Source organism: Nostoc sp. LPT (assembly GCF_017115165.1).
In the GTDB taxonomy this organism is placed as follows: Bacteria; Cyanobacteriota; Cyanobacteriia; order Cyanobacteriales; family Nostocaceae; genus Nostoc.
Genome location: NZ_JABXKF010000139.1, coordinates 63,978 through 75,636, shown reverse-complemented (window position 1 = coordinate 75,636; position 11,659 = coordinate 63,978). Strand labels below are relative to the sequence as shown.

Below are 11,659 nucleotides of genomic sequence, written 5' to 3'. Positions count from 1 at the left end.
GCTTCAAACTAGGGGAGAGAGTTTATAAAGGAAGAATTAAACAAACTTTTTAACTCAGGAATGCGATTCATATTTCCAGAGCGAACAAAAAAGTCTGCATATATCTTGGCAGTTTTATAAATGGAGTTAGGGTTGCTAGATTGAAAATATTTTTTATTTTCACCTAAATCAGTTAGGTTTATTCCCTCTAGAGAGAGAGTATCAAGCGGAATTTTTAACGCTTTGCTGATAATAGCTTTTCCTTCCTCAACATTTGCTTTCCAATAGGTCGAGGCTTGCAGCCATCCTCGCACAAAAGCACGAATGTCTTCGGGGCGATCGCGGATTGTCTCACCACGAAAGATAATCAAATCTGAAATCAAGCTAGGGGTTTGTTTGCTAGTAAATAGGATATTTCCCCCTAATTTCATCGCTTCAGAGAGATAGGGTTGCCAAGTGTGTCCGGCTTGAATCGTATTATTTTTCAGGCGTTGAGGAATTTCTGAAGCCTCTAATTGAACCAAGTTCACATCATCACTAGTTAAATTGGCAGTTTTCAACATTTCAGTCACGAAAACTTCGCTAAAACTGCCTAGATTTGCACCCAACTTTTTCCCTTTCAAATCAGCGACAGTTTTAATTTTTGATTGGGCGATTACCACATCTGCTCCTATTGATTCATCTATAACGATCACACCTTGTATATCTGGATTTGTGGCACTCAAGATTATAAACTTTCCCAAGGACGACGTAATACCATCATACTTACCCGCATTGAAGTTTGCTTGTTCCAATTGGGCGTATTGTTTATGAATTAGTTCCACATCTACCCCTTGGGCTTTGAAAAATCCTTTTTCTTGAGCAATGATGCCTGGAAGCTCTCCAACAAAAGATGCAAATATAACTTTCAATGCAGGGCGTTTTACTTCAGTTGGTGCTGAAGTATTACAAGCAAGTAGTAAACAGGCAGTAATGATGAAAATACTAATGTATCTGAGTAGTTTAAGCATAGAATATTTGATGTTTTTTAATTATTGCTAATCAAAGATTCAGGTAAATAAACTAATAGTTCAAATTTAAATTGCCGTGTAATTTTCGTCGGTGATTGTATTAAAGGAGTTTTGGTTGTTGGAATTGCTTCAATATTTAGAAATTCTGACCGCAAGAATGCGATGCCTACGGCGGGCTACGCCTACGCAGATGGAGAAAGGACGGCGCAATGGTTTGCTTTTCGCAAAGACTATGATTTACTGATTTTAGATTGGATATTGACCAAAGTCAGTGGGTTGATTAAATCCGCCAAATTTCTGAAAGCAATTTCGTCTTTGTCTAACCATCGCTAACCTTGACCCGGAAAACATGGCAGATTACTTGAATAAGTACTAAAAGTCTGACAGGAAAACCATACTAATGAGAATTTGGACTACTACTGCTGTGCTAGCTGCTTTTTGGCTAATATCTGGGATCATCAGTTCTGAGCCAATCAACGCTACTTCTGTTTTGGTAGAAAATGCCATATCATCTCCGGCGCCAACGAATGCAAAACAGATTACTGTCAGTAACACCGAGTTTGGTCTAAAGAGAGTTGACTCCAAAGGAAACGTTACCATTTTCCAGACAACAAGAGTGCCACTTCAGGAAGGAAACACCTACGGATGGCGGATTAAACTCAAAAACTACCAAGGTGAAGTGAAATGGCGTGAAGTCTTGCATTTACCAAAACCTCCAGAAACTTGGGGTACAGATAATGGTGAAGATTTCTCAATATCAGTAGACGGCAAGACATCTGTAACACGGCGCACACAGTCGGCTCCAGAAGGTGTAATTGAGAATTTTTGGACAATCGCCCCTGGCGATCCAGTTGGTAAGCATAGAATAGAAGTCTATATTAATGACCGTTTGATTGGTACTTTCCAGTTTGAAGTTATTCCAGTTAAGTAGATGTGAAAGGGATTGGACATTGGGCATTGGGCATTGGGCATTGAAAAAAGGCACAGAGGCAGAGGGGAAAACTTACTGCAACTGCTCCCTGCTCATCTCCCCCAGTCCCCAATCCCATCTTCCCCTGAAACTGAGGAGTATCTTAGAGATAGAAGTTTGATACTTGTTAGGTGGCGATCGTGAATACAGAGGAATTCCTGCGATTGATCGAAAAGCAGCCCCCATGTCCTCAAACACTACCAAAAGGGCTGCAAGCAATGTGGTATGACAACAAAGGTGATTGGAGCAAAGCTCATGAAATAGTTGCAAATGCCAGTGATGCTGACAGTGCTTGGGTTCATGCTTATCTGCACCGTAAAGAAGGCGATTTGAAAAATGCCCATTTCTGGTATCAACGCAGTGGTCAGCCAGAATTTTCAGGAGAACTAAGCCAGGAATGGGAACAAATAACTTCTGTATTGCTAAACAAGGTCAACGTGACGCATGAATGCTGAAGAATTAAAAAGGCGTTTTGCCGCAGGAGAAAGATATTTTCCAGCCGTCAACTTGAGTAAGGACAAGCTGATTGGAGCCGATTTGCCTGGAATTAATTTATGGGGATCTGACTTGAGTGGAGCTAACTTAGCTAAAGCTAAACTCTGGGGAGCAGATTTAAGTAGAACTAATTTAGCTAAAGCGAATTTGACTAGAGCTAATTTGAGCGGTGCCAATCTGAATGAAGCAAATCTCCGGGGAGCAAAACTTAATTATGCCAAGTTGTATGGAGCGAATCTGACTGGCGCTTACTACGATGAAAGTACGCGGTTTTCTAGAGGTTTTGACCCTATCAGTAGAAATATGCGGAAGGTGTAGGGAGCAGGGGAGCAGGGGGAGATGAGGGAGAAATCAATTCAAAATTCACGCATTCAAAATTCAAAATTAAAGAACTCCTGCCTCCTCTTTCCCAATGCCCAGTCTCCTTTAAATAACTGATAAATGATGTGAACCATCCAACATAGACGATATCAACATTTGTTCAAAGACTTTGGAAAGAGCAGTTTGAAAACGCTGACGATGCTTGATTTTGAAAAAAGGCCGAACTATTTCTGCGATTGCACCGTTACCTTCTCTATTATCAATAACTCGAATTGCCCGCAAAGTCCCCAACTGGATTTCTTTTTTTACCATCAACTCAGAAATTCCAGTTGCGCCTACGCCATTTTCAATCGCGGCTTTTGCCATCTCACCACTGGCGAACACTAAAATTACATTCAGTTCGCTGAGATTAATCCCCCAATTTTGCAACGCTTCCTCAAACCTTTGCTGTGTACCAGATTCTCGCACCCGCATCACCCAAGGAGTTTGAGTTAGTTGGCTTAAATCAATTTCTCCCCACTCAAACCAAGGGTGTTTTTGACCAACCACAATTTGTAAGCGATCGCTCGCCACTATTTCGTACTCCAGAGTATTCTGAAGCGCTGGCTTTACATCTCCTTCCACCAAACCTAAATCAAACTGTCCCATCGCTGTACCGACACAAATCGTTTCTGCATTGGCAAGGGTACAGTCAATCTGGATACCAGGATATTGGCTCTTAAACTCACTAATCTTACTTGGTAGCCAGTAGTTACCAATTGTCAGACTCGACCCTAATTTCAATTCACCCCGTTGCAGATTGTTCAATTCTCGCAATCCCCTTTCTGTCAAGGAAACTTGATCGAGAATTTTTTGCGCTTCCACTTGCAGTAATTTACCGGCTTCAGCAATCTCGATATGGCGACCAATCCGATGGAATAGTTTCACTCCGTATTCTTGCTCTAGGTTGTGGATTGCTGCACTGACAGCAGGTTGTGTAATATAAAGCTCCTCTGCTGCGCGAGTAAAGTGTAAGTTCTGCGCCACAGCTAGAAAGATTTTTAGCTGCTCAAGCGTCATTCCTGCCATTTATCGTATCCCTAAGACTTAGTGTCAAAATTTTAATCACTTTCATTTATCATTTTGACAAATAAAAGCATTTGATTCTATCGGTTAGTTTGACTAAAGTATAAATCAAAGCTTCGGCACGGAATCAAACGGCCAAGTCGAGAGCAGGGAAGGCAGGAGAGCAGGGAGCAGGAGGAGCATGAGGAGCAGGGGGAGATGAGGGGGACAAGGGGGAATTATTGAACAAGTCTCTCCCTTATCTCCCCCCTCTTCCTTGTCTACCTTGTCTCTTCTTCATGCCCCATGCCCAATGCCCAAGCATAAAAATAAGGACATTCACAAATGAACGATTTAGTAACTGCAATTACCACAGGGATTACCGCATTCACTGCTACCAACATTGATGATATTGTCATTCTGACGTTGTTTTTTTCACAAATAAGTGCAACGTTTCGCAGTCGTCACATCTTTGCTGGTCAGTATCTCGGTTTTGCAGCATTGATCGTTGCTAGCCTTCCTGGTTTCTTAGGTGGACTAATCATACCGCAGGACTGGATTAGACTACTTGGTTTTATGCCAATAATCATTGGTATGAGCAGTTTACTAAAACGCGAAGAGGATTCATCTGAGGAAGCCGAAGAAGAAACTGAGCCGTCTTGTCCCTCTATAGTTAGCAGTTTTCTCTCTCCCCAAACTTGCAATGTCGCTGCGATCGCCTTTGCCAATGGTAGTGATAATATCAGTGTCTATGTACCTCTGTTTGCCAACTCAGAATTAGATAGTCTGCTGGTAATACTAAGTGTATTTTTTACCCTAGTCGGTGTATGGTGTTATACCGCTTGTAAATTAACCTCTTTGCCTGCGATCGCAAACTTTTTAACTGAAAATGGCAAGACTTTTGTACCTTGTATCTTGATTGGTTTGGGCGTGTTTATTGTCACAGAAAATGTTACTTGGACTCTTCTATCTGTAATTTCTAGTTATACATTCTCATTAATTTTAGGTTTCAATACTCAACCGTTGAGTGAAGAACAAGAAAAACTAATTGTCTAAAAAGAAGTGCATTATGAATTCCCAACAGCAAAATATCTTACCTATCAACAGGAATCAAAACATGAAAATCTGGAAATCTCTGCTAATTATCTTAATGATTGTCGCTAATTTCGCCTTTGCTCAACCTTCTTTTGCTGATAAACCAAAATTTAGCAAAAACCCTGATTATATCGAAGTCACGAAAACGCTTGATAAACTGACTCAAGCAAAAGAAGCCCAAACTCAAGTAGAAGGTGTCACACCAGAGCAAATTCAGCAGAAAATCGATGAGTTAACATTCCAAAAATATGCTTTAGAGACAGGAATCAATTGGGGTCAATGCGAAAACAAAACAGGTAACACCATAGCAGTATATGGCAAAAGACCAAATGAGGAAGAGGATGACGATGCCATGTACGAGAACGCTCTATATTTTCTAGCTGATGGTCAGTCCACTAAAAATAACTGGGATTGTGATGGCTTCTATCTGCCAAATGATGCCACAATTACAGGCTTAACCGCAGACGGACAAGCTCAAGAATTTACAGAGGCAGTCGCTATTAAGATACCTGATGGCAGTAAGTTAACAATTAAAACTAATCCAGATACTGCTGCAATTGAAATCAACATTCCTAATGCTCAAATTGTCAAAGCTAACGAAGTTAACTGGTTTATCCCGAATGTATCACAAGCTATAATATATACACGGGTTCCCAATGCGCCTACCATGAAGTCTTAAATCATTGAACGTTAAACAGTTACTAGTACATGGCGTAAATAAACATACCCCTTTGGGTGAGGCAGTTCCTCATGGGGGGAACCCCCAAGACCGGACTGCCTCACCATTTCAAATGGCGCAAGAGCTTGGAATACAATTATGCGTGACTTTTGACTTTTGACTTCCGCCTTGCGGTACTAGGTGTATGGTAAGAATTTAGACTTATAACTGTTTATAAATTGTTCTCAATTTCAACAGGGTAACAGCCAATTTCAGAGAAAAACAGGACAAAAACTGGTGAAAAATTTCTCTGATCTTGGCTGTTTTTTTATGAATCTTATTACTTACAGTTGCTCCATAACATCAATTATCAGTTCCGAATTATTCGGTCAGGGTTGTTTTATTTCGATATCTGCATTAAAATAAATTTTGGAAAAATGTACAATCACAATAAGCATATTTCAGTAGCGCAACTATTGCACTGGGTGCAAGTTATCTGGAAAGAGATTTCTTACTACCTGCGCATTTTTTTGACAGAAGCTGCTTTAGGGATAAGGGTGTTATTGATGCAGTTAAAATTGAAACCCACAGAAGAAGATAAAAATAAAAAAAAGCCAGGACGACTGAATCCTTCCAGAATTCGAGATCACTTGGCAAATGAGCGTACCTACCTCGCTTGGATGCGGACAGGGATCGCTCTTTTAGGTTTTGGTGTCGTCATCGTGCGTTTGCGTGCCTTCCAAGTACCTTTGATACCCCGTCCTGGTAACGGCTGGAAGTTAGGTTTAGTCTTCTCACTGGTGGGTTTAATGACGGTGTGGCTCTCAACAGTACACTATTTTGCTGTCCGTCGTGATATTGAAGAAGATACTTACGAACCAACAGATCGGTGGGTGTTGCTGTTCAGTCTCGCTGTGATGATTCTCGGCACTGGGGTAATCTATTTTGTTTTTACAACTTCCTTAGATCCAATGAGTCCACTTATCCCTGAGTAATAAGATTTTTAAAATCGCACCTTATACAACTCGAATAATTCCCCCGATTTATGCGTCACTATTTTAGCACCAGCGGCCTTAATCGTTTTTTCCCACTTAGCCAAAGGCTCTAAAAACACCTCAGCACCCAAATAGGTTTCCAGAACTGCCCAATCTTCCGCTAAAGGCTGTTCTGGATTGAGAACGTCAAACACAAAATGTCCACCTGGTTTTAACACCCGCTTGACTTGTGCTAGTACAGCATCCCAATATTCGAGGGGAAAATAGCAGCTAAATCCGGTGGCGATCGCTAGATCAAACTGCTCTGATGGGTAGTTTAACTGATGGGCTGCTCCCAACTCAACACCTTTGAACAGCTTAGAATTCAACTGTGGGCCACGAGAATTCAAGGTATCGCGCGCCACATTACTGATTTCTTGCCCATGAAAAAATGCTTGCCAATCCCGCCAAGGATAGATTAAAAAGCTGATCCCACAGCCAATATCTATACAGTGTTGGTTTTTTTGAGGTTTAGCAATTTCCCAAAAAGGGGAAGCAATTCTCCCTGAGAAACTCCCAGCAATCCACTCGTGGAATATCGGCATTGCCTGTACTTCTGCTGGCAGTTCAAAGGTTTCGCGTTGATATTCTCGGTTAAAGCGATAGGCTATTTGGGCTAATCTTTCGTCCCAGTTAGTTGATTTGGGTGAACTAAAGAGATTTTGAAACTGCGAATCGGGCTTTTTAGACATTTAGGTTTTAGCTACTCTTTCTAAGGATTGTAGTCAAATTCGCAAAGCGATCGCTACGGCGGGCGGGTACGCCATCGCACCCCCATCCAATCTCCTGCTAAGGTTTGTCCTTTGTCATTTGTCCTTCGTCATTTGTCATTTGTCACTTTTCCTTTGTACATGGTGATTAGTTCTTAGTTTTTGACTTTTGACTTTTGATTTTTGACTTCCCCAAAGGGGCGTGACCAATGACTAATGACTACTATTCAACTTTTTCATACCAGATACCTACTTTCTCAAAAGCACCATAAGCAAGCTTCAAAAAATTCACTATTCTCTGTTTCCCAATTATCCCAAATTCTTTATACTCTCTAGCCTCTGCAAAAGTCAGGCGATTTTGGTCAATTATGTTTCTTTCTCTGTATGCTAACTTCGGAAAATCTATAACTTTTATCTGATATTTATTTACTATGTTCTGATAGTTAGAGTCTAACTCTAGATGCTCCCAATCATCACACAGCCCTAAATTCCTCACCAGAATATGAGGAATTTTATCACCGTAAGTATTCACTGACTGAGTAAACAGGTTGATGCTGTCGTATCCTCCTGTCGATACAAACCATTTGCAAAACATCACTCCCTGCGAACTTCCTAGTTCAAGTAATTGATTAGATTCAATCCACCCTTGTACTGCTCTATGCGATTGTGCGGCTAAATTCACAATTACTGGCTTCTCTATCGCCCACTCAAATATTCTATCTGCCTTATTTGCCTGTCGTTCATTCTCACTAAACACAGCATACTTACATATCTCCTTATATACCCCTGCAACATCTGGATTCGATCTATCTGTCTCCACTGGTACAAATGGGATTCTCTTATCCAAACAATACTGAATCATTGTCCTGGCAAAGAGAGACTTTCCTACCCCGCCTTTTTCACCATCCACAAAATGAATCGTCGGCATTACAGCCACCTCTAATAGTTATTAAAGTCTGATATATCTTTCCTAAACTAAGAACTTTTTGGCCATTGCCCCCAAGTATTTTGGTGGTTTTATGAGAAAGTATAACCGTGATTTGGATATAGTTTTTCAACAGTCTCATTTTACACAGTTAAAGTCAGTCTGCGCGGACTAAGACAAAACAAGGGGCTTAAGCCCCTTGTTATAAGTTGATTGAGAACTAAAAACCGAAAATTTAGGTTTCCAGACATTCTTTACGACAAGAATTAGGAATTTTTAGAAGAAATTGCCTTGGGATGTTGTTTAAAATAAGCCTGGAGTTACTTGCAGATCAACACTATGGCAGAAATTCAGTTGGCGATCGCGGGAGAAGATGCGATCGCAGCAACAGAGGCGCTTTTGGCAATTCCTGGTATATCTGGTAACTATGCAGTGAGTTCAGATGCACCCCAAAGAGAAGGAGTAACAGCAACAGTTGCTACCATCGTTGGTATTGTTGGGGGTGCGATCGCCATTGCTGAACAAATCCGTAAGTGGTATCAAGAGTATAAAGCCAAGCAATCTGGTAAAAGAATTGAAAAGGTGTTGATTGTCGGGCGCAATGGCAGGCGACTTCTTTTAGAGGATGCAACCCTGGAACAGATTCGCCAAATTTTAGAATCGTAGAGACGCGATTAATCGCGTCTGTTGTTACGGAATTGGGGGTGGTAGACTTGGGGTAAATACTGAAGTCTCAAGATTGAGAACGTGCAAACCCTCCACCTCGACCTCAAAACAGTTGATGAGAATTACGTAGAGCTACGTTACTTTATTGATAATCCAAACCAGTATGAAAAGCGATCGCTTCCTCTAACAGAAATCGCCGATTTGATTGAGTTGGCGGAACGAGATTATTACGTTGCAGATTTACCAGAGGATTATAAAGTAACTGGACGGCGGTTGTATAACTGGTTGGATGGGGGCGATCGCACTCTGCAACCCTTACTAGATAAGTATCGGCGTGAGGGGATTGTTTTGGCGATCGCCGCAGCCGAGAAACTCGCCCATCTGCCTTGGGAAGTGCTGCACGATGGCGTTAGCTTTTTGGTTGAGCAAGTCCCGGCTATTGTCCCAGTGCGGTGGGTGTCAGATAGCACGGTAAAAAAATTGACTATTGAAGAGGAACCAGAAAACCGAGCGCTACAAGTTTTGTTTATGGCAACTTCGCCTCTGGATATCGAACCTGTGCTGGATTTTGAGGGAGAGGAAGCACGGATTTTGGAGGCGACAAAGCGGCAACCTTTAGCACTGACAGTAGAAGAAAGCGGCTGTTTGTCGGAGTTGGGTTATTTAGTCGATGGTTACGACAGGGATTATTTTGATGTTTTACACCTGACGGGTCATGCTACTTTACAAGATGGGCAACCGCGCTTTATTACAGAAACGACAACAGGTGAAGCTTTCTATGCCAGTGCTAAGGATATCGCCCAAGAATTACAATTTCGATTGCCGAAACTCATCTTTGTCTCTGGGTGTCGCACTGGGCAAGCTGGCAATTCCGGTTCTGTGCCTTCAATGGCTGAAGAATTGCTCAAATCCGGTGCAAAAGCGGTTTTGGGTTGGGGTCAAAAGGTTTTAGATCCGGATGCGACAGCCGCAGCTGCCGCATTGTATCAGGAATTGTCAGCCGGGAAGCAGATCGCTGAGGCTGTTGCTAGTATATACCAAGCATTAATCAAGAACAAGGCGCGGGATTGGCATTTGTTGCGGCTGTATGCAGGGGGCAATTTACCAAGTTCTCTAGTTACAACTTTGCATACTCGTGGACGGAAACCAGCACCACCGCCTTCTGTTTCTACCCAGTTTTTAGACCTTGCGGGTAAGGTGAAAGTCGCGACGCGGGAGAGTTTTGTTGGTCGTCGCCGTCAATTGCAAAATTGTTTGCGGGTACTGAGTCAATCAACCGATGAAATTGGGGTGTTGATTTATGGTATGGGTGGTTTGGGTAAAAGTAGTTTAGCAGCTAGGCTGTGTGACAGACTGCCGAATTTTGAGCGCGTTGTTTGGGTGGGGAGGATTGATGAAGCGAGTTTGGTGAATCGCTTGGCGGAAAAGTTGGATGATAACGAACAACGCAAAAGCTTACAAAATTACGATGAAGAATTAAGGTTTCGGTTGCGGCGAGTTTTTCAGCAGTTGCATGAGGGAGCAAAGCCATTTTTATTGGTGCTAGATAACTTTGAAGTGAATTTAGAACCCCGTGATGAGAGTTATGTGCTGCAATCGGAAGCAGCAGAGGTATTGACTGCTTTAGTTTGGGCAATTAGAGACAATTACACATCGCACCGTATCATTATTACTTGCCGTTACGATTTTGAATTTACCCAGTTGCAGTATTTCCACAAGCAGCCTTTAGATGCACTGCAAGGTGCAGATTTACAAAAAAAGTTTAGTCGCCTCACAGCCTTTAATGCTACATCTCAGGTGGATGAGGCGTTAAAATTACAGGCGCAAAAATTAGCAGATGGGAATCCCCGCTTGCTGGAATGGTTGGATAAGATTCTGCAAAATGCAACAGTTGATGTGGCGGCAATTTTGAATCAGTTAGCAGCAGATCCGGTGGAGTTGCGAGAGCAAGTTTTGGCAGAGGCGCTGCTGCAACAGATGGATTCAACCATGCAAGAGATTTTGTCACGGGGATTGGTGTTTGAGTTGCCAGTACCCAGGGAAGCTTTAGCCGCAGTTTGTGATAGTATCCCCAATTTGGAACATTATATTAGTCAGGCGGTGGCGTTGGGGCTGTTGGAAGTGAGCTATGATGAGGCGTTACGAGTGCCGCGTATTTTGCCTGTGCAATTACCAGAGGATGGGGAAGTTTTGTATAAGCAAGCGGCTGAGGTGTTGTATCGTTTGTGGTATGAGGAGATAGAAAACACAAGTGATGAAGAATGCTTAGAAATTCATCGACTGGCGTTGCGAGGAGAAGTAGATGATATTGCTTTAGAAACGACAAAGTTGGCAAGGCGTTGGAGAAATCAAAGCCGATTTCGGGAAGCTGTTCAACTATGCAAATCAACTTTAGAACTTGCTGAAAATTACTTCGTGTTACATGAGTTAGCTTACTCTGAACACCAACTGGGTGAAGTCAGTAAAGCACAAGAGCATTATCAAAAAGCCCTGGATAGCTGTCCAGCAGAAGACGAACAAGAAAAAGCAGCAATTATTAACAACTTAGGACTGCTAAAAGCCAATACAGGAGAAATAGAAGAAGCGATCGCCCTTTATCAACAATCCCTTGCCATCGATGAACAAATCGGCGATGTCCAAGGCAAAGCGGCGACGTTGATCAACTTAGGACAGATCAAAGCCAATAAAGGAGAAATAGAAGAAGCGATCGCCCTTTATCAACAATCCCTTGCCATCGATGAACAAATCGGCG

General features: G+C 42.2%; 12 protein-coding genes and 1 pseudogene. 9 read left to right on the top strand and 4 right to left on the bottom strand.

All coding sequences use genetic code 11. The features are described 5' to 3' along the window. Nucleotides 1–8 precede the first annotated feature (8 nt). A complete protein-coding gene (locus HWQ58_RS26115; protein ID WP_292869278.1) occupies nt 9–989 on the bottom strand; it encodes an ABC transporter substrate-binding protein in 981 nt (326 codons plus the stop codon). A gap of 189 nt (nt 990–1,178) precedes the next feature. Between HWQ58_RS26115 and HWQ58_RS26110 the strand changes: the two are divergent. From HWQ58_RS26110 to HWQ58_RS26095, 4 genes and pseudogenes are all read left to right on the top strand, one after another. Then, a pseudogene (locus HWQ58_RS26110) lies at nt 1,179–1,268 on the top strand (DNA-binding response regulator); the annotation flags it as partial. A gap of 121 nt (nt 1,269–1,389) precedes the next feature. Beyond that, nucleotides 1,390–1,920 carry a hypothetical protein gene (locus HWQ58_RS26105; RefSeq protein ID WP_292869275.1) on the top strand — a complete coding sequence of 177 codons (531 nt, stop codon included), beginning with the start codon at nt 1,390–1,392 and terminating at the stop codon, nt 1,918–1,920. Between the two features lie 179 nt (nt 1,921–2,099). Then, entirely contained in the window at nt 2,100–2,414 is a 315-nt protein-coding gene (locus tag HWQ58_RS26100) for a hypothetical protein (RefSeq protein ID WP_292869272.1), read from the top strand. Further along, complete coding sequence (locus tag HWQ58_RS26095) at nt 2,404–2,772, top strand: pentapeptide repeat-containing protein (RefSeq protein ID WP_292869269.1); 369 nt, start codon at nt 2,404–2,406, stop codon at nt 2,770–2,772. The genes HWQ58_RS26100 and HWQ58_RS26095 overlap by 11 nt, the downstream gene beginning before the upstream one ends. Before the next feature lie 108 nt (nt 2,773–2,880). Here the strand turns inward: HWQ58_RS26095 and HWQ58_RS26090 are convergent, their stop codons facing one another. Further along, a complete protein-coding gene (locus HWQ58_RS26090; protein ID WP_292869266.1) occupies nt 2,881–3,843 on the bottom strand; it encodes a LysR substrate-binding domain-containing protein in 963 nt (320 codons plus the stop codon). A 321-nt stretch (nt 3,844–4,164) separates the two neighbouring features. Here HWQ58_RS26090 and HWQ58_RS26085 point away from each other — a divergent pair, with 321 nt between their 5' ends. The 3 genes from HWQ58_RS26085 (at nt 4,165) to HWQ58_RS26075 (ending at nt 6,567) form a co-directional block, all read left to right on the top strand. Beyond that, nucleotides 4,165–4,875: a cadmium resistance transporter gene (locus tag HWQ58_RS26085; RefSeq protein ID WP_292869263.1), complete on the top strand. Its 711-nt coding sequence runs from the start codon at nt 4,165–4,167 to the stop codon at nt 4,873–4,875. 13 nt (nt 4,876–4,888) lie between these two features. Beyond that, nucleotides 4,889–5,593, top strand: coding sequence for a hypothetical protein (locus tag HWQ58_RS26080; protein WP_366838647.1), 705 nt, complete (start codon nt 4,889–4,891; stop codon nt 5,591–5,593). Nucleotides 5,594–6,009: 416 nt separating this feature from the next. Further along, complete coding sequence (locus HWQ58_RS26075) at nt 6,010–6,567, top strand: DUF202 domain-containing protein (RefSeq protein ID WP_366838645.1); 558 nt, start codon at nt 6,010–6,012, stop codon at nt 6,565–6,567. 8 nt (nt 6,568–6,575) lie between these two features. Here HWQ58_RS26075 and HWQ58_RS26070 read toward each other — a convergent pair whose 3' ends face one another. Together HWQ58_RS26070 and HWQ58_RS26065 are read right to left on the bottom strand one after the other, a co-directional pair. Beyond that, complete coding sequence (locus HWQ58_RS26070; RefSeq protein ID WP_292869260.1) at nt 6,576–7,298, bottom strand: class I SAM-dependent methyltransferase; 723 nt, start codon at nt 7,296–7,298, stop codon at nt 6,576–6,578. Nucleotides 7,299–7,539: 241 nt separating this feature from the next. Continuing rightward, nucleotides 7,540–8,244, bottom strand: a complete 705-nt coding sequence (locus tag HWQ58_RS26065; protein WP_292869611.1) for a mobilization protein — start codon at nt 8,242–8,244, stop codon at nt 7,540–7,542. Nucleotides 8,245–8,580: 336 nt separating this feature from the next. Here HWQ58_RS26065 and HWQ58_RS26060 point away from each other — a divergent pair, with 336 nt between their 5' ends. Both HWQ58_RS26060 and HWQ58_RS26055 read left to right on the top strand, forming a co-directional pair. Then, on the top strand, nt 8,581–8,907 hold the full coding sequence (locus HWQ58_RS26060; RefSeq protein WP_292869258.1) for a hypothetical protein: 327 nt from the start codon (nt 8,581–8,583) through the stop codon (nt 8,905–8,907). Between the two features lie 81 nt (nt 8,908–8,988). After that, on the top strand, nt 8,989–11,659 hold a 2,671-nt coding region (locus tag HWQ58_RS26055), incomplete at its 3' end, for a CHAT domain-containing protein (protein WP_292869255.1).

Bases quoted from the DNA above. Each gene is read 5' to 3' on its own strand.
- HWQ58_RS26115 (WP_292869278.1), bottom strand. From the start codon at position 989: ATGCTTAAACTACTCAGATACATTAGTATTTTCATCATTACTGCCTGT.
- HWQ58_RS26105 (WP_292869275.1), top strand. From the start codon at position 1,390: ATGAGAATTTGGACTACTACTGCTGTGCTAGCTGCTTTTTGGCTAATA.
- HWQ58_RS26095 (WP_292869269.1), top strand. From the start codon at position 2,404: ATGAATGCTGAAGAATTAAAAAGGCGTTTTGCCGCAGGAGAAAGATAT.
- HWQ58_RS26090 (WP_292869266.1), bottom strand. From the start codon at position 3,843: ATGGCAGGAATGACGCTTGAGCAGCTAAAAATCTTTCTAGCTGTGGCG.
- HWQ58_RS26085 (WP_292869263.1), top strand. From the start codon at position 4,165: ATGAACGATTTAGTAACTGCAATTACCACAGGGATTACCGCATTCACT.
- HWQ58_RS26080 (WP_366838647.1), top strand. From the start codon at position 4,889: ATGAATTCCCAACAGCAAAATATCTTACCTATCAACAGGAATCAAAAC.
- HWQ58_RS26075 (WP_366838645.1), top strand. From the start codon at position 6,010: ATGTACAATCACAATAAGCATATTTCAGTAGCGCAACTATTGCACTGG.
- HWQ58_RS26070 (WP_292869260.1), bottom strand. From the start codon at position 7,298: ATGTCTAAAAAGCCCGATTCGCAGTTTCAAAATCTCTTTAGTTCACCC.
- HWQ58_RS26065 (WP_292869611.1), bottom strand. From the start codon at position 8,244: ATGCCGACGATTCATTTTGTGGATGGTGAAAAAGGCGGGGTAGGAAAG.
- HWQ58_RS26060 (WP_292869258.1), top strand. From the start codon at position 8,581: ATGGCAGAAATTCAGTTGGCGATCGCGGGAGAAGATGCGATCGCAGCA.